Here is a 22,204-nt window from a genome sequence, read left to right as displayed (position 1 = left end):
TTCTCCGTAACGCAAAAAAGGTCGTGGGCCGCCCTCGCAGGCGGCCCACATCGGTCATTCGACAGCGGTGATCAGTGTATGCGCGGCCATCCGTAGTAGTTGGCTGATCTGGTTGGCCGCCCGGTACACCTCGTGCCGTGGGCCGACGAGTCCGGCGCTCTCCCACTCCCAGCTAGCGCGGCCTATGCGATTGACGAACCAGAGGTCGTTGCCTTCGTCGAGGAACAGGGCACAGGCCCACTGCTCTGCCAGCAGGGTCATCGGTTGGCTGCCGCAGGTGATCGTGCAGGCGCATTGAGGCTGGTTGTAGATGGCGCGGAGACGTCGGTGGTGGATTGGGCAGCGGCAGTCGCACGGCCGCCGCCATGGGGGCGTGTACGGCATGGGATCTCCACAGGTGTGGGTCGACGGCTTCCGGGTCGGAGGGTGGCTCCGCGCCGGGCCATCGAATTGACGGTTCAGCGGCGCTCGCCGTTCGGGCTCTCCGGCGGGACCGGGCGCGTGAATGCCAGCAGGATTCGGAGACGAGCGGGATGGCGGCCTACGGTCGGCGAAGTCGGCCCGGTCAGACGGTGAGCATGTCGAAGGCGGCCAGCTTGAGGTCGCCGACGTTGCCGGTGAGGACGCGGTTGGCGCGGGCGGTTTCGTTCTTGGCCGGCTGGTAGTGGTCGAGGTATTCGGTGATGGCCTGGTATCCGGCCCACCGGGAGCCGCTGATGGCTTTTTGGGTGTCGGCCTCGCGGATGAGGTATTTGAGGGTGCCGAGCCGCTGCTTGGCGTTGTTGCGGGTCTGGTCGGAGGCGTTGTCTTTGACCGGCCAGACCTGGGCGACGATCTGCTCGAACTCGCGCGTGGTCAGCGCTGTCTGGAGCATCCGTTCGGCGGCTTTCTGGAAGGTGTCGATGTACGTCCACATCAGTCCGAGGGCTTCGCGGGCTTGGCTGATCTGGGCGTTGACGTTGGAGGTGTGCCGGAACGTGTAGTGCCCGACCGCGTGTTGGAACGCGGCCCGTTGGGTGTTGGCGCATACCACCCGGACCGGGCTTGCGTCGACTCGCAGGGCGGCGGTGCCGTCGTGTGAGGTGGTGCCGATCAGGTAGAGGTCCATCCGGTCGACGCCGGCGACCTCCATCGTGGTGGGCAGTTTCATGGTGACGAAGACGCTTTTGCCGCGGCGTAGGCTGCCGGCGGTTTCGAAGTGGGCGCCGCCGACTTCGTCGACGAGGCGGTCGAGCATTTCGGCGCACTGCTCGTTCTGGACGACGGTGTAGTCGGTGCCGACGATGCCGAGGTACTCGGTGGCGCCGGTGACTGGGTTGCGGCGGACGGTCATGCGCTTGTCGTCGGCGGGGATCTGGACCTCGACGCCGTTGATGGTGTCGATGCCGACGGTGCGGATGGTGCGCACGCCCCAGTCACCGAGCTTGGCAGCGACCATGATCTCTTCGGCTTTCATGGTGTTCTGGGTGACGGTGCCGAGCTGGTGCCAGGCGGACTGGCGAGCGCTGGCGAACGCGGCCGTTCCGTCGGCGAAGGTCTCGAGTTCATGCGGCACGGGTTTCTCCTTCGATGTGGTTCCGGGGCCGAGCCAGCGCTCGCCCCCGGAACGGGATGGCAGAGTGGCTCGGGTCAAAGCTGGTCGGAGTTGTCGCCGTCGGACTGCGGCGGGTGGGCGAAGGTCAACGGTGTGTCGGAGACCAGGACGATGCGTCCGGCGGCGGCGGCCTTGGTGCAGTTGTTACGCACCGCACCGGAGCTGACCGTGCGGCCGAGCTGCGCGCCGATGGCGGTGGCGATCTCCTGCGGGGTCATCGCCTGCCCCTGGTGTGCAGCGAGGACGTCGACGGTGAGTTTCTCCAGCTCGCCTCGACTGAATGGCTGGCTGCCGTCGGCGTTTACGGTCGCGTCGCTACGTCCGACGCGGGCGACGCCCGGCGCGCGGGGCGGCGTGTTGGTGGGCAGGGTGACGACGTGCGTCTCGCCGTCCGGCCCGACCACATGCAGCGTGCCGTCCGATTGGACGAGCGGCATCACCGCCGTCGCGGCGCCGGGCATCGAAGCGGCAGCGCGGATGACCTGGTAACACAGCGGGCAGCGAGGCGGTTCCGGATTCGGGTCGACCTCGCTGGCCTTCGTCGGTCCGGCGATCCATCGCTCCGGCGTTCCGGGCAGCCGGCGGGCCGCGTCGGCCTGCTCCATCGCGGTCAGCAGCCGGACTGTTGTCGGGTGACCGATCCCGCTTTCGGCCACGATGACGTCCAGGGTCGCGCCGGCCTCGGCGTAGTCGGCCAGGACGCCCTTGATGGCCATTACCTTGCGGTCGCCCGGCCGCGCCGGCCGCACGGCGGCGACCGTGCTGCCTCCGTCGCTCGAACCCGTGTGGGCGGCGTCGTTGGCGTCCCGGTCGTCGTCATGCACGTGCGGGTCGCTGTTGTCGGGGTCCCCGTCGCCGGGCAGGAGCGCCTGCACCGGCTCGTCGGGGTCTTCGGCGTCGAGCGTGCTGTCGGGGTTCGATCCAGCGCCGTCCGCATGGCCCGGTGCGATCGTCTGCGCCTCGCCGGCAGTTACGTCAGCGTGATCGGTGGTGTCGGCCTCGTGCGACCCCGCCAGGGTCCACCGGATCGGCGAGCCGTCGGCCGGGTCGGCTTCGGGGTCGGTCGGGACGATCAGCCCGACCTCAACCAGGGTCTTGATCGCTTTCTCGGTGGTGGATCGGGCCCTGCCGGACTTACTCACCAGATCCTGGAGTGTGCCCTGGCCGAGCTCGGTCAGAGCCTGCAGCACGGCCTCTGCGGTCGGCGAGAGAGCTTGGTCGCTCATGGACGTCGTTCCTCCTTCGGGTTTCGGCCAACGGCACAGTCGTGCCGAGGTTTGATCAGTCGCGGTGTGCGGCAAGGTGGTGTGATCGCGATGTTTTGTGCGATCAGCCCGAGTTCGTGCCGCCAGCGGTAGGTGCGTAGGGCGTTGGTGGTCGCCACGGGGTTGCGCCGCAGCGCTCGATCAGCGCGGGACAGGAGCGGTCTCCTTAGAACGGTCTTGGGCACGACGAAGGCCGGCCGCCGAACGTCGGCTGCCGGCCTCGGGGTGGTGCTCGGGGTTCAGGCGATGGCCACGGCGCAGAGCCGTGCGCGGGAGTGCAGGCTGCGCAGGTAGATGCAGGCGTCGTTGAGGAAGCGGAGCCGGTCCGCGGTCGACGGGCTGACCGGCTGCAACAGACGCCCGTCGGTGGTGATCAGCGCGTCGCCGATCAGGGCTGTCCGCCAGTGCAGCCCGGTGTAGGCAGCCTCGCCGGCCTGGTAGGCAGCCAGCTCGTAAGGATCGAACGTGTGCCCGCCGGAGTGGGCAAGCATCGCGAGTACCTGGGGCTGCTGTTCGAAGCGCCGGCGCGCTTCGGCCAGGCTGACTTTCTGGGGGTCGGCGCGGTGCTGCGCGAGGAAGTCCTCCCAGGCGCGGGCGGGCCGGGTGGTCGCGGCGACGTGGAGGTTCCAGGCGCACCAGCGCAGGCTGGCCACGCTCGCGGCGCGGGCGGCGGTGCCGGTCAGGTCGAGGCGACTTTTTCGGCCGCCGGCGGCGAGGGTGTAGGCACCGAAGCGGCGGGCGGCGTCGAGCAGGAAGTATCCGAACCAGCGGGTCAGCCAGCCGAGGAGACGGCGGTGCCTGACGTTGAACCGGCGTGCCGGGGTGCCGCTCTCGTGGAGGAGGTCGTTGACCTTCTCGGAGGCGGCGAACCAGTCGGCGTCGTTGCCGGGCGCGAAGCAGACGGTGACGATGCGGTCGGACATCGGGCTGTTGGTAGGCACGACAGGGTGCTCCTTTCGGGTTGGAGGAGGCATGGCACCTGTCGCGGCGTCTGAGCGGCGGCTGCTTGAAGGGGTCGCGCTGGGCGGGTCACGGGCCGACCGGATGGTGGGCTAGAGGTGACGCCGCTGGCGCGGGCAGGCCGGGCGGGAGACGGGCGACGGTGTCGAGTGAGAAAGAAGGTGCAAGGACCGTAGCCTCGGTACCTGACAGCTCGACGAGCGCCGAGGGTTGCTGACCTGCGGCGGAGCACATCGCTCAGATGCGGTCAGGGTCTGTCAGGCTACGAACTCGCCGTCGACGAAGTTGGGGTTGTCGGCGACCGGGCGCCCGTCGTCGCTGGGCAGATCAACCAGGCGTACGCGATCGTCGCCGTCAGCGGGTAGCCACACCGCCTCGGCAGGGTCGGCCGCCCAGATGGCAGTGGCCGTTTGAACATGGCTGTCGTCGCCGCGTAGTAGCCAGTGGAGATGGTCCTCGCGTTCTTCGTTGAGGAGCCAGAAGAGAATCGGGTAGCGCGGACCGCCCCGGCTGCTCAGGCGGGCGTAGCGGTCCAGCTTGGCCACCACCCGGCGCAGCGGTTCCGTTCCGGTGTCGACTTCGAGGAAGTAGCCGACCCGACGGTCGTCGACGCTCCACAGGCCGTGGCCGTCCGCGGTGATCGTTCGGTACTGCTTCGTGGTGCTGCCTTCCGACCACCAGCGTTCAAGCCGAGCCCCAGGATGGCTGCGTGCGTATGCGGTGAGGCGGACCCCGAACTCGTTGGCCTGCACCAGGTGTGAGAGGTGCGGGTTCGCTGACAACCGGGTGAGGCGCTCGCGACTTGCGCGAAGCGTTGGCTCCGGGAGGATAGCGGCGGCGGCTTGGAAGCGTTGCCCGGCGTGGTCGAGGGTCCAATGCCATGGTTGGCTGCCGCCGCCCGCGCGGGCGAACCGGAACCGCTCGATGAGGCCGAGGGCGCGCAGCTCGGCCAGCCGGATCTGGCAGGTACGGCGGGCCTGGAAGAGGAGCCGGTGGACTTGACCGGTCGTGAGGACCTGGTGCTCGTTGAGCAGACGCAGCAGGTGCCGGTCTCGATCGGTGATGTGGGGGTAGATCGTCAGCAGGCTGGAACGGGTTTGGGACATGGGTTGGTCCCCCTGGAGAGAGAATCCCGTAGGGAGTCTGGACAGGTTGATCACGCCACATCTGGCCGCAAGCAGCGGATATTGGCAGGTCCGCCGGCCGATCGAGGTACTGCCTGGGGCTCGTCTGGGTCCTCGGATCAGCGTCGCCCCCAGACGAGCCCCCACCGGCAGACCCGGCCGAGACCTCGAACGAGCCAGTCGCCGACAACGACGAGCGCTCAGTCCTGCTGTTTTGACATTCGGCGCCGCATCGCGCTTCGCGCCAGTTGTTGCATCGGCGGATCTTCGGCCGTCCGGCCGTGAGCGGCAGCGCATGCCTGACGGATCGCGGTCGCCTCACCGACAATTGGCGCCGGTGGGCTGGTGGTGAAGGTGAATGCCGGCAGCTCCCGGTTGCCGACCAGCAGCCGTGCCGCTCCCGTGAAGACGTCGAGATGTGCGAGGTCGTGTTCGTCGACCTCGGGCTTCGTATGCCGGGAAAGTTCCTTGGCATCGGCGGGGTCGACGTTGAAGAACAGCTTTGATCGTGCGTTGGCGGAGACCGCGGCCGCGACGTCCTTCGGAAGCTGCGCCAGGTCCTGGTGCGCCAGCACCAAACCGAGGCGGAAGCCGCGCGCCTCGGCGAGCATGTCGCCGACGCTCCCGGGCAGGGTGAGGAAGTTCTGGCACTCCTCGAGGTACAAGCAGGCGTCCTTGCGCTGGTCTTCGGGGATGCTTGCGCGCGCGGTGGCGGCCTGCCACACGCGGGCGACGATGAGCGAGCCGAGGATGCGCATCGTGTCCTCGCCGAGGATCCCCTTCGGCAGCCGGCACAACAGGACACCGCCGTCGAGAACGCTGCCCATGTCGAACGAGCTGTGCGCGTTGCCGATCACCGATCGAACGAAGTCGCGGAGCAGGAATGCCCGCAGTCGGGCGAGGACCGGGGCGATGACCTGACCGCGGAACTGCTCGTTAATGCCGTCGTACCAGACCCAGAACCCGCCGAGCCCGTCCGGATCATCCAGACCGTGGGTGAATCGGGCCCGGAAGTCCCGGTCCTGCAGCAACGACGGCACAAGGCTCAACGTCGGCCGCGCGTGCCGCATCAGCGTCAGGCACGCCACGCGCATCGTGTCGTCCATGCGCGGCCCCCATTGGCCTTGGAAGATCTTCGCGAAGATGCTGACCAGGTTGTCGACGGCCAGGTGCGGATCGCCTCGGTCGTCGAGCGGGTTGAAACAGGCGGGGCTGTCCTGGTCAGGATCAATCAACACGATCTTGTCGGCGTACGTGGCGGGAAGTCGATCGAGGATGTCGGTGACCAGGTCGCCGCGCGGGTCGATGACGACGGTGCCGCGGCCGGCCTTGATGTCGCTGAGGATCATGCTCAGCAGCAGCGTGGACTTCCCGACGCCGGTCTTGCCGACCATGTGCACGTGCTGACGGGCGTCGACCGTGCTCAGGCCGACGCTGTGATGGCCGACCTGCGATCGGCCCAACACCTTGATGCCACGGCCGCCGGATGGGATCTGCGCTGGCGCCGGTACTGCCTTCGCCCGTGCCCGGTCCAGGCCGGGCACCGCGAGGTCCTGCGGCAGCGCGGCCATCGCGGCGAGCTCGGGCACCGTGGCGAGAAACGCTCGCCGGAGCCGGCGCTCCGCGAGTGCGACCACTGGACGCGGCATTTTCATACGCCGCAGGCGATTGGGGCCCGTGTACGTCGCGGAGGCGGCTGCGATCGAATGCCCGAGCCCAACCAGGCGCTCGCGGATCTGTCGTCGCCGCTCCGCACCTGGCGGCCGTACCGGCTGGTCGGCCGCGGCCGCGAACCGCACCGCGATCTCGAAATGCGGTACGGCGACAGCTTTGGCCACCATTGCGGTGTGGCCGGCCGCGTACACCGGGTTCCGGCTGGCCCGTGCCGTCGGCGCGTTGGCCGCCGCGCGCTGCGATCGAGAGCGCTCGGACGTAAAGAAGTCGAGCAGCCACGTCACCGGAAGCACGACCGCCTCCGCGACAAACGACGCGATCCGCGCCGCCGGGTCCGCACTGCCGTGCGGATGCGCGAAGGCGGCCGCCGCGGCGCGTGCTCGCCGGACTCGGGTCGGGGACGCTGGCCGGGCGAGGACTTGCACGCACACGTGCTCGTGCTGGCGTACGTTGGCACCGGCGGCGAGCAGCGCTCGGAGCGGATCGACATCGTGCTGGGTGCGCAGCGGCAGCACGGCTGCGTGCTGCGGCCAATGAGCTCCGCCGACCTGGTCCCCCACGTCGTCCGGGATCGGTGGTTCGGCGTCGGTGACGGTGAGCGTGGCAGCCGGCCAGGCAGCGCGCACGGCGGCCTCCACCGCACCGGGCGGCACCGTGCCCGGCACCCACACCCGGATGGTCAAGGTTCGGCCGGACCAAACGTATTCCCAGGCGACGTGGGGGATCCCGAAGAGGTGGCGCCGCCACACCGACGGGGTCAGGACGCCGACAAGGACTGTCCAGAACACCGCCGCCGACTCTGCGGTGACCTCCGGCGGCGGAGCAATGGTCACGAGCCGCGCGTCCGCCGCCAGGCGCCGGTGCCGCCACGCCCAGAGCTGGCGTTGCGCGACCACGGCTGCCGCGAGCAGGGCAACCGCGATGGGGATTAACCATGGCCGCGCAGCGATCCAATGCCAGGCCTCGGTCGGCCAGTTCGGCGTCGATGTCATTCGACTTCGCCGATCCCCGTGACCGCGATCCGGTGTTCGCTGGCAGAGCCGACGGAGCGGAACGGGATGCGGGTGCGGCCAGCGACGAGCAGCCCTTCCCCGCGCGGCGACGACAGCAACAGCCGGGCCTCGCCGGCGGTCAGGTCGAACGCCTCGGCCACGACGTCGATCGACTGCGTGGACTGGCGCATCAGGATCTGCGTGGCAGCGTTGGAGACGACCGCCAGCCCGAGGTCTGTCGACAGGACGTCGGCTGCGTCTTGGGTGATGACGCAGAGTCCCGCAGTGCGTTTGCGGGCGGCCTTGGCCATCCGGAACAGGAACCGGGCGCCCTCACCGTCACGCATCAGCAGCCACGCCTCGTCGACCACGACCAGCTGCCGGCGACGTGTGTCGTCGCTGGGGGCGTCGATCCCGGTCCAGATCGCGTCCAACGCGAGCAGGGTGCCGACCGTGCGAAGCTCGTCAGGCAGGTGCCGCAACGACCACACCACAAGGTGACCCCGCGCGCGGGTGGTCGTCGGCCCATCGAACAGGCTCGAGAAGTTGCCTGTCGTCCACGGCGCGAGCCGGGCAGCAAGCTGCGACGCGGCCGGGTCACGGTCGGCTGCCAACGTGTCCGCGAGGTCCCGCAGCAACGGAGCCTGCCGGCCCCAGGTGGCGGGGTCGGCGTTGATGCCAGCCCGGCCGTAGGTGGCAATGATCGCCCGATCCAGCGCGGCGCTCTCACCGGGCGGCGGCGTGGCACCGAGCATGACGGAGATCAGGGTGTGCAGGTAGAGGCCGCGACGGGTCAGCGTGTCGGGACGCGAGTCGGCGGGCAGGTCGAGCGGGTTGATCCGCACGCCGGCCTGGCCGAGCTGCACCACGGCGCCGCCGACGTGTTCGGCCAGGGGTACGTACTCGTCCTCCGGATCGACGACGGACACCGCGGTGCCCTGGTACAGGTTGCGCAGGACGTCGAGCTTGACGAAGTACGACTTGCCGGCGCCGCTGCGGGCCAGGACAACCGAGTTGTGGTTGTCCTGGGCCCACCGGTTCCAGACCAGGACCCCGTTGCTGCTGGTGTTGACCCCGTACAGCACGCCCTCGGGCGGCGAAACGACGCCCGGCAGTGGTGCGGCCAGGTCCGTCGACGCGAGCGGGAACGCCGCGGCGAGCGCGCCGGTATCGAGGATGCGGCGCACACGCAGCGGGTCCGCGCCGATGGGCAGCGTGGCAACCCAGCCGTGTTGGTGGCGGAACGTCGCCGGCTGCAGATCGAGCAGCACGCTCGCTGCGGCCGCCTTGACCCCTACGGTGACGGTGCTGAGCTCGTCGAGATCGCGGGCATGGATCGTCACGTAGATGCCGGTGTCGAACAGCTTCGCTGCGCCGCGTGCAACGCGGTCGGCGAGGTCGGCAGCGTCCGCCGCGGCCGCCTCCACGACCGGGTCACCGAGACGATCCTGGTTGGCGTCGATCCGGCGCGTGGACTCCAGGCGACTGCGCTGGCGCTTGAGCATGGGTGCGGCCAACTGCGGCGCCACCGGCTCGATGTGCACGGCCACGTCGACGCGACCGGGGTAGGACAGCAGTGCATCAAGCCAGGCCGGGCCGACCTCGGCCGGCCAGCCGGACACGACGTAGGTGGCGGCGTACCCGTCGCCAAGCCGGACATGCGACCGAGCGACCTGCAACGCGGCCGGAGACGGAATGCCGCCGGCGCCCGACAAGCGGCTGGAGGGTTTCAGCAGCGACTTCATGGGATTCTCCGCAGGGTGACAGGCGTGCCGGGCACCGCGCGGGGCCCGGGCACGGGTGGACAGAACGGCTCGACCATGCCGGCGAGTGCGGCGGTGACCGCAGGGCCGTCGAGAGCGATGGCGTCCACGCCCAGGGCGGACAGCGCGCGCGTCGCGGCGTCGGCGGCTTGTGGACCCGTGACGACGGTCAGCACCTGACGGCGCAGCGGATCGCGGCTGGCGGCCAGCTCGACCAGGAAACGGGCATGCTCGTCGGCCGCCGTCCGCAACGCCGGGTGAGGCAGGCCATGGGCGGCTTCCGCGATCACCTCGGCATGGGCTGACAGGTCCTGGCGTTGCGCAGCGACCACCATCTGCGCCGGACCGGTCAGCGAGTTGAGGAACCGGCCGAACCCTTCAAGGAGGGCCTCCTGCTCGTCACCGGTACGGAGGTGGATGTTGGTGGTGCCGCAGGCGATCACGACCCGATCGACACCCTCGGCGCTGACCACTCCGCTCGGACTGACCGCGGTGACGGGCAGACGCAGCGGCGCGGGCAGGGCCGCTTCGCCGGCGACGGCGACGAGGGCAGTGCTCTGCGGTGATCCGGGTGCGAGCGTCCGCGGCGCGGTCGTGAAGCTGATGCCGTTGCGCAGCCACACATCCAGCGGGAGCCCGTCGCGGCGGCCGAGCGCGACGACGACGGTCGCGGCGCCGACGATCGCCGCGACCAACAGCCAGGCCATCGCGGGCAGTAGGTGACCGGCGAGCCGGTACACGGTGAACCCGGCGAGGCCGACACCGCCGACGATGGTCAGCTGGCGGAACGTCAACCCGAACGCGATCTTGTCCGGTTCATTGATGTTGGCGGGCACCACGGCCCGGGGAGCGTCGTCGACGTCGTGCATCAGGCGTCTCGATCCAGAACGACGCGGCGCATCCGGCGGTAGTGGTGGTGGCTGTGGTTGTTGACGCGCACACGCGGCGACGGCCCGGGTTTCCGGCGGAGGTTGCGGCCGATGGCGTGGACCATCACGGCTCGCACCGCGACCGCGCCGGCGTTGCGTCCACGCGGCTGCTTGATCAGCCGGCGGACGAACCCCGGTATGGAGACGGTGACCCAGAGGACCACGACCACGATCAACAGGTTCAGCAGGTCCGACTGCGGTAGCCCGACAAGGACGGGAAGGTTCGATTGCGGGTCGAGGATCAGCTCGACACCGATGGTGAGGGTGGTCGCCTGCAGGGTCGGGGTCGCGAGGCAGCCGAGCAGGGCACGCCACCACAGGTGGGCGATCGCTTCGGTCCACGGCAAGCTGTAGCCGGCCAGGGCGATCGGGGCGACCGCAGCCAGGATGATCAGCACGCCGACGCGGGCGAGCCATCCGACCACGAGCGTGAACAGCAGCCCGACGATCAGAACGCCGACAAGCAACGCGACCACCGCGGTGCGATGGTCGGCCAGGGCAGCGGTCACGTGGATACGCGCCATCGTGACCGCGTCAGACGTCGGCGTCGCCGGACCGACCATCGACACCGTCAACGCGTTGGCGACCTTGATCAGGACGGCGCACAGCGGCACGGCGAACGTGGACAGCGTGAACCCGACGACCAGCCGTGGAAGGAGGTCCTTGGCCTGGTAGCGCGTCTCGACGGAGCTGCTGACCATCACCGCGATGCCGACCGTGATGATCGCCAACCCGAAGCAGGCGTTGACGACGAGCGCGCTCCTGCCGGCGATGGTCTGGACTTGGGGCAGGACGGTGACGTCCGGGGACAGGAACATCGACGAGGTGAGGAAGGCCAGGACGCCGCCGAGGATGTCGATGACGCGGTCAGCTGCCCAGTCGATGACGCCGTTGAGGAAGTGGTCGACCATGACGTGGCCTAGCCGCCGAGGATGCCCTGCAGGATCTGCAGGATCACCGGTGACAGGACGGCGAGTGCATAGCCCTGAAGCGAGCGTTTGAAATAGCCCTTGGCCTGCTCGGTCCGGTTCTCGCTCCCAGCGCCCATGTAGAGCAGGGCGCCGATGACGAAGAACATGGTAGCGACGGCGGCGAGGATCGCCATGACCCAGCCGGTGATGCCGTCGATGACCTCGGGGATGGATTTGGGCGTCGGCGGTGCCGCGACGGCGAGTGCGTCGGCCAGTAGCGAGAGGGACGTGTGCATTGCGGCGCTCCACGAGGGAGGTGGGCCGCCGCGGTGGGGCCTGGGAGACCGTTGGTCCGGTGGGGGCGCTCCTCCCTTGCGGGTAGCGAAGGGCTCGATGTCAGTACGCCGTCGCCAGCCGTGCCGGACCGTTGGCCGCGCCGGATGGTCCCACCGGGCGGACGTGCCGTGACTGGCACGCACTCCGCAGATCTCGGCTGTCAGGCCGATCGAACCCGGCCCGCCGCTGTCACGCCCTGACAGCATGCGGCTGCGTCGGTGCCGCGCTCCCTTGGCTTTGTTCGCGAGTTCCGGAATCAGATGTCGCTGAGTTTGGGTCCCATCGAGATCTCGCCTCTCGGTGTTCGCAAGCTTGGGCAAATTCCCTTGGCGAGGACCGGCTCCCCGTGTCGTCAGGGCGTCACTCACGCACGTTGACGGATGCCGGAGACAGGCGCACCTTGTCTGCGGCATGAGCGTGCGCCGCTACGGCTGACCAGGAGGCCGCTTCGGTGCCGGTATGTACGAGATGCGGAATACGACAACACCCCAAAGTCCGCAGACGCCGGCCGCTTGGCAAGGCTGCTAGGCATCCGCGCGACGCGAGGGGCTCTCAACGTGTCTACTTCGCTCGTCGACGACGAGGGTGTCGATCTCGTTGATGCCGGCGGAAGCTCGACATAAGTTCACCGCGTTGCTTGGCAAAGGCACTGAAGGTCACCGCGTTGACTTGCGTCAGGCTGCCAGGCGCAAGCTTCCGGTCAGGCCGAGATTCGCAGAGCGATCGGCAAGTCCGTAGGCGACGGGGTGGTCGTAAAGCTCACCGGGCGTCTGAACTGACCTGCCACCGGGCGACCTTGCCGTCCCGGATAGTGGCGGTCCAGCGGGCCGGGCCAGCCAGCTGGGCCACGTCGCACTCCGAGTGGCCGGTAGCGGTGACGGTGTCGCCTTCGGCGGTGATCGAGATGAAGACGTTGCGATACCCCGGAAAGACGTGCAGGAGGCCGCGCCAGGCGTCGATGCATGCCCGCTTTCCGGTCATCACCCGGCCGCCGGAGTCGACGAACGTGTGGTCCTCGGTCATTAGCGCGGCCAGTCCGCCTAAATCGGCCGCGGTGATCCGGTCGTTGAAGGCGATGGTTACCGTCACGGGGCTGCGCCCGTCTGGGAGTTGGGGCGAAAGGTCCAGGTAAGGCACGCCGTCGAGTTCCGCCGCCCTGCGCCGCTGCCGTTGGCGGTAGTGCCGGAGCCGTCGGTCGCGCCGGCGGCGTTCCTCGTCGACCCAGGCAGCACCCTCCGCCGCAATCGACTCCAGGATGCGCAACGCGCCCGTGACACCGGCCGCGTCGCGGGCCAGCTCCTCCAGGTAGGAGGCGTCCTCGCGAACCCGATCGAGCAGGCCTTGGTCGAAATTCTCGATCAGCACGAAGGTTGACCGCCCGTTGTTCAGCGTCAGGTGCAGGGCATGCGCGAAGGTTAGCTTGTTGTTCTCCGACCTTGCCCGGGAACTGTTCTCTACTCGCTTGATCTGCCGTTCGTCGCCGTCAACGTGGACGCTAACTTCGCCAACCTCGGCGGAGGTGATCGACCCATACTGGAAGACGGTCCGCCGTTCGTTGAAGACGGCACCGGTAATGAAGTTCAGGTGCACGTTTACTTCCCGGATTCCCCGGGTGGTAAGCAGGAACAGCCGGATCTGATAGCGCGAGTAGCGGGGCGGTCCATAGAGCACCCGGGCGCGCATGCAGAGGTCGTCGGCCTGGGTGAGCAGGACATGGCCGATCAGGTCCCGGTTCCGTAGACCGAACTGCCTCATCGCCAGGTGCTTGATGTGAGCCTTGTCGTAGTCGAGCCAGCGCGCCATCTCCGCATCACTGGGCCGATCGGGCCGATTCGTGTGCCACCGCTCGAAGGCCTCTTCCTCCTCTCGCAGCTCTTGTTGCCGTCGGTCCTCGTCCCGGCGGATCAGCTCGGCGTCGCCGATGACCGCCCGCCCGTTGAGGACCATCGATCGGATTCCTAGCGCGCCGATCGCCAGCACGATCAGCCCGAGGGGCACGAACCAGCCGGAAAGCGTCTCGAGCGCGACGACGGCGCCAGCGCCGATCGCGACCAGACCGCCGCCGTACGCGAGCGTGGTCCGCAGCGGGACGGACAGTGGCTCGGCCGCGGGCACCGACACGGACCGTGACTCGCGCCAGCGGTCGGCCGCCCGGGACGCGTGCCAAGACACCAGCCAGTCGATGTCGAACGGGGCGAACTTCGAATTTCGCCAGCCGTACTGCGCGGTGAGCCGGCGTCCGATCGAGGCGCGCAGTTTCCCGGTCTCCGACATCCAGGTCTTTTCCGCGATGCCGTCCGGCTTCACCTGCCGGAAGTGCGTGTCGATCAGCGCCCGAAGTAGCGCGCTTACGCTGTCGTCGCGTGTGTCCCACGAGGGCGCCTCGCTGTCTCGGACCGCGGTCAGCCGGATCCGGGCGACGCCCAACCGGACGGCCAGGTAACCGCCGCCGCCCCAGAGTACGAGGATCAGCCCGGCCGCGATCACGCTGTGCTCCGCGGTGAGCCACAATGAAAGGCCCGTGCCGACGGCCATCATGATCGCCCCGGGTAGCATCTCCCGCCAGGTCGCGGTGCCGCGCAGCACCAGCGGCCGCAATACCGGCTTGGCCTGCGGGGGAAGGAAGAATTGCGGGCTGCGTTTCACGCGTTCGCCGGCCAGCCGCTGTTGCCGGACCGCCTTTTCGTCGAGCTCGTCGATCTGGTCCTGCACGCCGCCGACGAGGATCATGTTGAGGTGGCGGCGGACCTCGTCGCGGCGGGCCTCGGGCAACTTTTGGTAATTGGCCATAATTTCGTCGAAGGAGCTGCCGTCCTCGGCGGTGTCGTCGATCTCGATCGCGAGACACTGCACCAGCCGGATCACCACGTCCAGCGCGCTCCGCCAGCTGTCGGCAACCGCCCGCCGGTCGTCGTAGGCCATTCGGATGGCTTGGTTGATCTTGTCGAAGTCCGCGTCGTCGAGGTGGTCGAAGGTCTGGCCGCTGAACAGCGCAAGCACCCAGTAGTACGCGGCCTCGGCGCCGCGGTGGCCGTGCACGGCGGCCTCGTGGATGAGCTCCTCCGCCTTGCGCGGGACGTTGCCGCGCAGGTAGTTCAGGCCGACCCTGTACTTCTCGGTCGGAGAGGCGCCCTCGCCGACGTGGTAGAACGTCGCGTTGCCGTGGACGACGCCCACCATGTTGCCGACCCGCGCGGAGTCACTCGCGCTGAGGTTGAAGGTGCCGGTCATTGCATGCCTTGCACCATGGCAATGATCTCGTTGGCGCCGCGCACCAGTCCGGGTGCCAGGGCGACAGCCTCGGCGAAACCGCGCAACGCGTTGAGTAGGCCGGACCGGCGCGCGGGCTCCGGCAGGGCGAGGGCGGCGTGCGCGTCGGCCAGGTACCGGTCGGCCGCCGCGGTCGTCACGCCGTCGATAACGCCGGCGTCCTGGGCCTGTCGCACCTCGGCCGCCAGTGCAGTTAGCGCCTGCGGAAGGCCGGCGGCGAAGGAGACCTGCTCGGCCTCGATCTTTCCGATGATGTTGGTAACCTGGCCGCCGTTGATATTGAACGTGAAACTGTCGCCCACGCCGTCCCCCTTAACCCAGCTGACCCCGAGCATAACCCGGAATGTCGACCACTATTGATGATCGACAATTGATTCACATCCGCTCAGTACTGCCGAACTGAAAGGCGCGCAGGGCTCGAGCTACCACCGGCCGACAGTCAGGCCGTCACCGCTGGGCGTCATAGCGGCGAGGTAGGACACCGCCGGGTCGGCGTCCCAGGCGATCTCCCAGCTGATCAGCCCGTGCCGGAAAGCCTCTGCGTGCGCGGCCGGGACTGGGCCGCCCAGCCATCGGTCGACCGTCCCCGCCAGGTCAAACGCCTCTGGCCTTAGCAGTCGGATGCGCCCACCACGAGGCCGTCTCGGCGCACCGGGCTGGACTCCATTTGCGGCTCTAGGCCGTGTCTTCAAAGGCTTATAGCCATTGGAGTAGCGCGGCGATGGTCACGCAGGCCCGGTAGGACGTGGCTGTCTTGTCGTAGCGGGTCGTGACGCTGCGACAGTGCTTGAGCCGGTTGAAGCATCGTTCGACGACGTTGCGGCGCTTGTAGAGCTGCCGGTCGAACTCGGGTGGACGGCCGCCTCGGTCGCCGCGTCGGCGGCGGTTGGCCTGCTGGTCGGCGCGTTCGGGGATGGTGTGCCTGGACGGAGGACCGGATGAACTCATCTCGGCAGATCCGCGCATTCGCGCCCCGCGTGGCCTCTGTCGCTTTGAACGCAGCGTGAACGGGTTCGGGAGCGACCGCCAGCACCACCGGGCGGCCAAGATCCGCGGGTGGTGCCGGTTCTCACGAGCATTATGGTTCGCGGGTCCGGCAACATGGCCAAGAGGCGCGAACATCTGGCGCCCAAACTCGCGAACAAGCCACCCGCGTCACGCGGCCACGTCTGGGGCCCGGCGAGCTCGGCCAGGTTTCGGGCTGGACAGGTCGCCGCGACGGACGGCGGCGGCCACGGCGCGCTCGGCTCGCCGGCGGCGCATCCGCAGCACCGGCGCCGTGAGCCCGCGTTCGGCAGCGAGTTGTTCGATCAGCGCGTCGCCGAACCTGGTGGAGCTGATCAGTTCGGCCGCCTCGGTTGAGATGAGGCCGGCCGCTGCGGCCCGGCCGAGCAGGAGATCCGGGTGACCGTATGGCAGGGACGGCGATCGCGAGCCGGTTGGCACGTCCGGTGGCAGCTCGTCAGATTCGTCGGCGGTGACGACGGCGACGCCGGCTCGCCATGCTGCCCAGCACAGCCGCAGCCATAGCCGCGGCGGCTCGAGCGGGGCGGTGCGTAGCGCCTGCAGGAAGCCGGCCAGGACTTCGGAGTCGACGTCGTCGGCGTGCCGTGCGTACCCGCGGCTGATCTTCGCGGCCATGCGCGTCAGCCCAGGCAGCGCGAGCCCGACGGCACCGACGACCCAGGCCGGTCCCCATTCGCGGGCCTGGTGGGCGAGCTGCCGCCACACCGCGTCGGTGGTGGAGCTGTCGTAGGTCTGCGTCACCAACAGCTCCCGTAGCTCGTCGAGCGGCAGCATCCGGTCGGGCAGGCCGGGCACGGGCCTCGCGTCCAGGGCCAGTGGCGCCGGCTCGCAGGCGAGGAACCCGAACGCGGTCTCGGCGGCGGTGAGTGCGGAGCGGACATGGGTCGGCATGGCAGTCCCTCTCGTGGAGTCAGCTGCCGCCAGCTGGCGGCAGCGAGACCTCGATTGGGACACCCCGTGCTGACAGGACGAGGACATGTGCGGCTGCGGTCAGGTCCTGACAGGCCCTGTCAGACACCAGGCGACTGCACTCGCGTGACAGGCGGTCGGATGTGACGGGGTCTGTCAGCGCGGCGGTGGGTTCGATCGCGCTGACAGCCGCGCACTAGGGGTCGTCAGTACGCCCGCGCCGGTCCGGGGGCCACCACGCCCATGACCGACCCGAACCACCATGCCGCGCCCGTCCCCATCGGGGACGTGGTGCCCGGCGACCCGCCCGTCCCGATCACCGTCTGGGCGGTACCCGCACCGCAACCAGACGAGACCATGTCGGCTCCGATGGGCGTGCGGCTCGTCCACAACCTCACCCACACCTCGGACCTGATCATCGACCTCACCTCAGGTCCGCAGCTGACCCGAGCCATCATCGCCGCTCATCGCCGCAGCCACTCCGGCCCGGCGAACGCCCCAGGCTGGGGCCATGAGACTGCCGCCCTGATCGTCACGGAATGGCCGCCGGCCGACAGCGCCGACTTCTTCAGGCGCTGCCAGGCGGGCCTCATCGCCGGCGGGTGTGTGGCCGTCCTGCTCCCGCACGGCGATCCCGTCCAGCCGGTCGACGTCGTCATCGCCGCGAAGGAGGCCGGCCTGTCGTACCTGCAGCACATCGTCGCCGCGCACCGCGCGCCAACACCGGGCAGCCGCGCACAGCTCAACATCCACACCGATGTTCTCGTCCTGACCCGGTCACACGCCGACGGAGACCACGATGGCTGAGCCCGTGCCGGTCACGTCCATCTGGCTGACCTGCCAGCGGCCATCCCGCGACCAGCGGCGCGGCCGGTACCTGCCCGAGTCATCCACACACCCGGGCAAGATGCTGCCCAACCTCGCCGCGCACGCCATCGCCTCCTACACCGCACCCGGCGATCTGGTCCTCGACCCGATGTGCGGATCCGGTACGACGTTGGTCGAATCCATGCACCTCGGCCGCAACGCCCTCGGAGTCGACATCGAGTCCCGGTTCACTGCCCTGGCCGAGGCAAACGTCGCCCACGCCGCGTCGCACGGCGCGACTGGCACCGCGAAGGTCATCACCGGCGACGCCACCAGCTTGCTCGACCTGGTCCCGGCATCCGCGCTCGGGCAGGTCGCCCTGGTGCTGACCTCACCACCGTACGGGCGGTACACCCACGGACTAGTCACCCTCACCAGGGCCGGCGTCAGCAAACGCGCACACATCTACGGAGACCGGAACCGCGGCAACCTCGCCTACGCCGGCTGGTCCGGACTTCTCGACGGCTTCGCCACGATCCTCGCCGCCAGCCACACACTGCTGCGACCCGGCGGCACCCTGATCATCACCTGCCGCCCGGTCCGTCGGCGCCCCGACGACCTCATCGACCTGCCGGGCGAGCTCATGGGCGTAGCCCAATCGGTCGGCTTCGTACCGGTAGAACGGTGTGCCGCGATGCTGGCCGCGGTCCGCGAGGGACAGATCGTGCACCGCGCGTCGATGTTCGGGCTCATGGCCGTGCGCAGATCTCGCGCGGAAGGGATACCGGCGCACCTGGTCGCGCACGAAGACGTCCTCATCCTTCGGCGCAGCTGAAAGCGGCTGGATTTCGCGGACGAACGCATGGTGCGTGTCCGTTCGACGACCGGCTCGCGCTGTCAGGCTTCGCCAGATCGTGAGGCCTGACAGCGCAGCCGCAAGGATCGTTGACGCGCTTAGCCTGAGGGTTCGCTGTTCTCTTCGGCTGGTCTGACGCGCCGCGACGGCATTCGCGCCCACCTCACTCGGTCGGCGGCCATCACATCGCCCGCTCAAGCAACCAGCCTCCCTCCCGGTCGCCCCATTTCCGGGACCCACCTCACTGCGCGGCCATTCCACGGCCGCCGACCTTTCACGCCCTCAGGAGGGGAGATGCTCAAACCCGCGTGGTACCTCATGGACGGCGACTTCCTCGCCGACACGACGCCGGACCCCGATGACCCTGACACGGAGCAGATCGCGACCGTGTACGCCGCAGCCGCCGGCATCCTCGGCGACGAAGGATTCTTCGACCGCGAACACACGATGTTCGCTGTCCGGCTCGGACTGCTCTCCGCGACGCGGCTGTTGGACACGGCCACGCACGGCGCGGCCATCCACGACAAAGACGACCTTGCCCACCTGCTACGCGGCATGGCACTGCTCCACGCCTACCTCGCGCAAACCGCCCAGCGGCTCGCCGACAACGCACGAATCATCGTCGCGATGGGAGCACCTGCCGATCCGATCAGCCGGAGGGTCAGCGACGCTCTCGCGACCGCCGGGGACGGCGGAGAGTACGTCACCAGCGACCTGAACCGTGCGTACCTCGCACTGACCGGTCGATCCGGAGGGCGATCATGAATGCCCTCCTCGTCAGCACCTACCACAACATGCAGTCCAGGTTCTCGGCATACACCGACGGAGACTGGCTCACCGGCGCCCTCTCATGCCGCCTCGACCCCTCGACGCATGCCGGCCCTGACACGGCCGCCGACTGGGCATTCCACACGTTCAACGCCGACCTCGACCAGTTCACGCTGCCCCGAACCGGATCCGTGAGTGCGGAGACTGCCCTCGCCGCCAAGGTATACCGACTCATCAGCCTGCGGTCGCTGTCGGTCGGTGACGTCGTCGCCGTCTGGCCTGATCAGCACGACGCGACCAGTTGGTTGGCGTGCGAGCCGGACGGCTGGCGTCCGATCGCGACTCCGACCCGGATCGACGGTCCGCCGCTACACGTCGACACCCTCCGCCCGTACCTTCGCGGCAAGCCGGCAACAGAGCTTCCCGCCCACAGCCAACCCGACGCCGAGCTCCACAGGCTCTGTGTATTCGACCTCTCCCTGGACTGCGGCCACATCGCCACCGTCGCCGTCAACGGCTGGCACCCGGTCAACGTCGCCTGCTGCGACCGCCTCGGTGGCGTAACCGTGCACGGCGACTACGCCGCCTTCTTCTCCGCCGTCGACTACGTCAACCTGCTCTCCGAGCGGTACGAGCACCGCCAACCCGGCGCACCCACCGAGCCCACCATCGTGTTGCGCCGGCGCCCGCGAACCGATGAACCCCAACAGCCGTCATGGCACGGAGAAGCAACTAGCGCTGGTCGCTTCCCCGTCCGCGTCGGCTCGGCGTGGCAGATCGGCCCGCAAACCCTAGCTACGAGCGGTCGACCAACCACCTAGCCAGCAACTCCCTAGAAGCACAGAAACGGCCCGCCAGCTGGCGGGCCTTCGTCGTTATGGACCCGGGACGCCTACGCCTACCAAACGACGGCGTCCCGGGTTCTCCAAAGGAGGATCCCAGTGTTCCTACTCTTCGCCTTGATCGCCAGCGGACTAATCGGGCTCGCCATCGGGCTGCTGGTCCGTCAGCGGGCAATCCGCGACGCCTACACACGAGTCCTCGAGATGACCGGGATGCTGCTCGCCGACCGGCTCACCGGGCTACTGAACCGCGACGGTCTGCTCATCGAAGCCGACGCCGCCGCGCTCGACCCACCGACGCCGATGATCCTGTTGTTGCTGGACATCGACGACTTCAAGGCAGTCAACGACACCTTCGGCCACGAAGCCGGCGACGAACTGCTCGTCACCGTCGCCTGCCGCATCAAAGAAACCGCAGCCGCCTACGGCGGCACCGCCGCTCGCCTGTCCGGCGACGAATACGCCGCGCTGCTACCCGCCGCCGGCCGCGACCCGTCCCAGATCGCCGCCCTATTCGTCACGCGGGTGGCTGAACCCGCCTACGTGCGCGGACCCGACGGCATCACCACACAGATCACGCCGACCGTCAGCGTCGGAGTCACCGTCGCCCAGCCCGACGAGCACTTCGAGGCGGTGACCATGCGGCACGCCGACACCGCGATGTACCACGCCAAGCACCAGGGCGGCGGCAACACCCATCGCCTCTATCGGCCCGGCATGACCATCCCCGCCCAAGCCGCCCGCCGCGGACCCCGCCCCCGCGACCACCGCACCGGGGAGGTGAACCCGTGACCCAGCCGCCTGAGGAGATGGCCTGCCGGACCTGCCTGCGCGTCCTCAACACATCCGGCGACCCCGCCGTCTACGTCCACCCCGACGGCCACGGTCCCGTGACCGACCACCGACCTGATCCCGTCCCGACGCGGAACCTGGACACCGTCCACCGCCGATGCGACTTCTGCGGCGACCCGCACCCATTGTGGTCGCTGCACGGTGGCGACCTCACCAGCATCGCGCACGGCGCCGACACCACCCTCGTCAACCGCTACGGCGACCGCTGGGCGGCGTGCGCCACCTGCCATACGTTGATCGAGGACGGCAAAATTGACCACCTTTCCCGGCACGCCGCCGGCGCTCTCGGCATCGCATCCCCGGGCGCGTTCCGACATGTCGCCGAGTTCCACCGCGGGTTCCTCGAGCGCCTAGACCAGGATCGGACCGTCCTGCTCACCACCACGGCATGGCCCGCCACCGCCATCGACCCACGCACCATCCCCAAGATCCGCGACCGGCTCGGTCGGCTGTACCGCTACCCGCGCCTGCTGCCGTCGACGTTCCGGGCCGCCGCGCCCGCAATCGCCGACGGCCTCGACCGCGGGCACCTCATCTGGATCGACGGCGAGTTCACCGACCTCACCGACGGCGCCTGCGCCAGACTCCCCGATGTGACAATCAGCCGCGACCTGCTGCCCGCAGATGACGGCCTGCTCGTCTGGTCACGTCCCATCGGTGCGCAGCACGCTACCGCCGCCTCCTGGACGAGGACCCGCACCGGATGGGACATCGTCTGCTACCGCACCATCGGCGAAGGCCTGCACGGCACGCCGCTGCAACGGGTCCGCGAGCAGATCGGCTGGCTGGTCCCGATGAGCGTCCGCAGCGTCGTCGACGACCAGACGATCGGCGGGGCCGCCGAGCCGACAGCTGCCCTCGCTACCACGTGGCTGCTGATTGCCCAGGAGCTGGCCGAGCTTCGATCGTCGACGGCCAGTAAGGCTGTCCGCGGGACGTACGCCAGAGCCGGCCGTCCTGCTCCCGAGGTCACCATCGTCAGCATCCGGCGGCGAGCGGCCCGAACGCAGAGCCGCGCCGACACCCACGGCGCGTCCCGGCCGCCGCTGATGGAAAGAGTCTGGGTCACGCCGCACTGGCGCAACGTCGCCTACGGCCCCCGCAGAGCGCTTCGGCGTCCCCGCTGGATCGATCCGTTCCTGCGCGGGCCTGCCGACTCCCCGATCAAGGCCAGCACTACTGTGCGCGTCCTCGGCAGCGGTCGACCGCAACCCCCGCCGCCGGTCGGCGGTAAATGAGGTGTAACCGTCCGCGACCTGCGATCACGCAAGGCAGGTTCATACATAGGGAAGGGCCCCGACCGCTAAGGTCGGGGCCCTTCGTCCT

The 22,204-nt window shown here is 69.0% G+C and carries 19 protein-coding genes and 1 pseudogene; 6 read left to right on the top strand and 14 right to left on the bottom strand.

The window, feature by feature from the left end; translation table 11 throughout:
• Positions 1-54: 54 nt before the first annotated feature.
• The 14 genes and pseudogenes from AB0J88_RS05275 to AB0J88_RS05210 form a co-directional block, all read right to left on the bottom strand.
• On the bottom strand, positions 55-261 hold the full coding sequence (locus AB0J88_RS05275; RefSeq protein ID WP_364352615.1) for a hypothetical protein: 207 nt from the start codon (positions 259-261) through the stop codon (positions 55-57).
• Positions 262-565: 304 nt separating this feature from the next.
• Positions 566-1,555, bottom strand: a complete 990-nt coding sequence (locus AB0J88_RS05270; protein ID WP_364352612.1) for a DUF932 domain-containing protein — start codon at positions 1,553-1,555, stop codon at positions 566-568.
• Positions 1,556-1,629: 74 nt separating this feature from the next.
• A complete protein-coding gene (locus tag AB0J88_RS05265; RefSeq protein ID WP_364352609.1) occupies positions 1,630-2,820 on the bottom strand; it encodes a helix-turn-helix domain-containing protein in 1,191 nt (396 codons plus the stop codon).
• Positions 2,821-3,098: 278 nt separating this feature from the next.
• Positions 3,099-3,782, bottom strand: a complete 684-nt coding sequence (locus AB0J88_RS05260) for a hypothetical protein (protein ID WP_364352606.1) — start codon at positions 3,780-3,782, stop codon at positions 3,099-3,101.
• Between the two features lie 294 nt (positions 3,783-4,076).
• Positions 4,077-4,979: a replication-relaxation family protein gene (locus AB0J88_RS05255; RefSeq protein WP_364352603.1), complete on the bottom strand. Its 903-nt coding sequence runs from the start codon at positions 4,977-4,979 to the stop codon at positions 4,077-4,079.
• 164 nt (positions 4,980-5,143) lie between these two features.
• Positions 5,144-6,808 (bottom strand): type IV secretion system DNA-binding domain-containing protein, encoded by a 1,665-nt coding sequence (locus AB0J88_RS05250; protein ID WP_364737796.1) that lies wholly within the window; start codon positions 6,806-6,808, stop codon positions 5,144-5,146.
• Positions 6,809-7,605: 797 nt separating this feature from the next.
• Positions 7,606-9,354: a DUF87 domain-containing protein gene (locus tag AB0J88_RS05245; RefSeq protein WP_364352597.1), complete on the bottom strand. Its 1,749-nt coding sequence runs from the start codon at positions 9,352-9,354 to the stop codon at positions 7,606-7,608.
• Positions 9,351-10,241, bottom strand: a complete 891-nt coding sequence (locus tag AB0J88_RS05240; protein WP_364352594.1) for a PrgI family protein — start codon at positions 10,239-10,241, stop codon at positions 9,351-9,353. Before AB0J88_RS05240 ends, AB0J88_RS05245 begins: the two co-directional genes overlap by 4 nt.
• Positions 10,241-11,212, bottom strand: coding sequence for a hypothetical protein (locus AB0J88_RS05235; RefSeq protein ID WP_364352591.1), 972 nt, complete (start codon positions 11,210-11,212; stop codon positions 10,241-10,243). Before AB0J88_RS05235 ends, AB0J88_RS05240 begins: the two co-directional genes overlap by 1 nt.
• Positions 11,213-11,220: 8 nt before the next feature.
• Positions 11,221-11,508 carry a pilin gene (locus AB0J88_RS05230; protein WP_364352588.1) on the bottom strand — a complete coding sequence of 96 codons (288 nt, stop codon included), beginning with the start codon at positions 11,506-11,508 and terminating at the stop codon, positions 11,221-11,223.
• Positions 11,509-12,307: 799 nt separating this feature from the next.
• Positions 12,308-14,779 carry a nuclear transport factor 2 family protein gene (locus AB0J88_RS05225; RefSeq protein WP_364352585.1) on the bottom strand — a complete coding sequence of 824 codons (2,472 nt, stop codon included), beginning with the start codon at positions 14,777-14,779 and terminating at the stop codon, positions 12,308-12,310.
• The gene (locus AB0J88_RS05220; RefSeq protein WP_364352582.1) at positions 14,776-15,120 is read right to left on the bottom strand and encodes a hypothetical protein; all 345 of its coding nucleotides are present in this window, start codon (positions 15,118-15,120) and stop codon (positions 14,776-14,778) included. The genes AB0J88_RS05225 and AB0J88_RS05220 overlap by 4 nt, the downstream gene beginning before the upstream one ends.
• Before the next feature lie 394 nt (positions 15,121-15,514).
• Positions 15,515-15,661, bottom strand: a pseudogene (locus tag AB0J88_RS05215) (transposase); the annotation flags it as partial.
• Between the two features lie 312 nt (positions 15,662-15,973).
• Complete coding sequence (locus AB0J88_RS05210; RefSeq protein WP_364352579.1) at positions 15,974-16,735, bottom strand: hypothetical protein; 762 nt, start codon at positions 16,733-16,735, stop codon at positions 15,974-15,976.
• Positions 16,736-16,996: 261 nt separating this feature from the next.
• On the opposite strand from AB0J88_RS05210, the gene AB0J88_RS05205 reads away from it, so the two are divergent.
• From AB0J88_RS05205 to AB0J88_RS05180, 6 genes are all read left to right on the top strand, one after another.
• Positions 16,997-17,560, top strand: a complete 564-nt coding sequence (locus tag AB0J88_RS05205) for a hypothetical protein (RefSeq protein WP_364352576.1) — start codon at positions 16,997-16,999, stop codon at positions 17,558-17,560.
• The gene (locus AB0J88_RS05200; RefSeq protein ID WP_364352573.1) at positions 17,553-18,395 is read left to right on the top strand and encodes a DNA methyltransferase; all 843 of its coding nucleotides are present in this window, start codon (positions 17,553-17,555) and stop codon (positions 18,393-18,395) included. Before AB0J88_RS05205 ends, AB0J88_RS05200 begins: the two co-directional genes overlap by 8 nt.
• Positions 18,396-18,710: 315 nt before the next feature.
• Positions 18,711-19,181 carry a hypothetical protein gene (locus AB0J88_RS05195; RefSeq protein WP_364352570.1) on the top strand — a complete coding sequence of 157 codons (471 nt, stop codon included), beginning with the start codon at positions 18,711-18,713 and terminating at the stop codon, positions 19,179-19,181.
• Positions 19,178-20,005 (top strand): hypothetical protein, encoded by an 828-nt coding sequence (locus AB0J88_RS05190; protein ID WP_364352567.1) that lies wholly within the window; start codon positions 19,178-19,180, stop codon positions 20,003-20,005. Before AB0J88_RS05195 ends, AB0J88_RS05190 begins: the two co-directional genes overlap by 4 nt.
• A gap of 120 nt (positions 20,006-20,125) precedes the next feature.
• Positions 20,126-20,818 carry a GGDEF domain-containing protein gene (locus tag AB0J88_RS05185; protein ID WP_364352564.1) on the top strand — a complete coding sequence of 231 codons (693 nt, stop codon included), beginning with the start codon at positions 20,126-20,128 and terminating at the stop codon, positions 20,816-20,818.
• Positions 20,815-22,116: a hypothetical protein gene (locus AB0J88_RS05180; RefSeq protein ID WP_364352561.1), complete on the top strand. Its 1,302-nt coding sequence runs from the start codon at positions 20,815-20,817 to the stop codon at positions 22,114-22,116. Before AB0J88_RS05185 ends, AB0J88_RS05180 begins: the two co-directional genes overlap by 4 nt.
• Positions 22,117-22,204: the final 88 nt, after the last annotated feature.

Source organism: Asanoa sp. NPDC049475 (assembly GCF_040676915.1).
Lineage (GTDB): Bacteria > Actinomycetota > Actinomycetes > Mycobacteriales > Micromonosporaceae > Asanoa.
Note: the sequence above shows the minus strand (reverse complement) of the source record. Positions and strands in the feature narration are given on the sequence as shown.

Excerpts from the sequence above, each read along its gene's own strand:
- AB0J88_RS05275 (WP_364352615.1), bottom strand. The coding sequence starts at position 261 with ATGACCCTGCTGGCAGAGCAGTGGGCCTGTGCCCTGTTCCTCGACGAA.
- AB0J88_RS05265 (WP_364352609.1), bottom strand. The coding sequence starts at position 2,820 with ATGAGCGACCAAGCTCTCTCGCCGACCGCAGAGGCCGTGCTGCAGGCT.
- AB0J88_RS05260 (WP_364352606.1), bottom strand. The coding sequence starts at position 3,782 with ATGTCCGACCGCATCGTCACCGTCTGCTTCGCGCCCGGCAACGACGCC.
- AB0J88_RS05245 (WP_364352597.1), bottom strand. The coding sequence starts at position 9,354 with ATGAAGTCGCTGCTGAAACCCTCCAGCCGCTTGTCGGGCGCCGGCGGC.
- AB0J88_RS05240 (WP_364352594.1), bottom strand. The coding sequence starts at position 10,241 with ATGCACGACGTCGACGACGCTCCCCGGGCCGTGGTGCCCGCCAACATC.
- AB0J88_RS05235 (WP_364352591.1), bottom strand. The coding sequence starts at position 11,212 with ATGGTCGACCACTTCCTCAACGGCGTCATCGACTGGGCAGCTGACCGC.
- AB0J88_RS05230 (WP_364352588.1), bottom strand. The coding sequence starts at position 11,508 with ATGCACACGTCCCTCTCGCTACTGGCCGACGCACTCGCCGTCGCGGCA.
- AB0J88_RS05225 (WP_364352585.1), bottom strand. The coding sequence starts at position 14,779 with ATGACCGGCACCTTCAACCTCAGCGCGAGTGACTCCGCGCGGGTCGGC.
- AB0J88_RS05210 (WP_364352579.1), bottom strand. The coding sequence starts at position 16,735 with ATGCCGACCCATGTCCGCTCCGCACTCACCGCCGCCGAGACCGCGTTC.
- AB0J88_RS05205 (WP_364352576.1), top strand. The coding sequence starts at position 16,997 with ATGACCGACCCGAACCACCATGCCGCGCCCGTCCCCATCGGGGACGTG.
- AB0J88_RS05200 (WP_364352573.1), top strand. The coding sequence starts at position 17,553 with ATGGCTGAGCCCGTGCCGGTCACGTCCATCTGGCTGACCTGCCAGCGG.
- AB0J88_RS05195 (WP_364352570.1), top strand. The coding sequence starts at position 18,711 with ATGCTCAAACCCGCGTGGTACCTCATGGACGGCGACTTCCTCGCCGAC.
- AB0J88_RS05190 (WP_364352567.1), top strand. The coding sequence starts at position 19,178 with ATGAATGCCCTCCTCGTCAGCACCTACCACAACATGCAGTCCAGGTTC.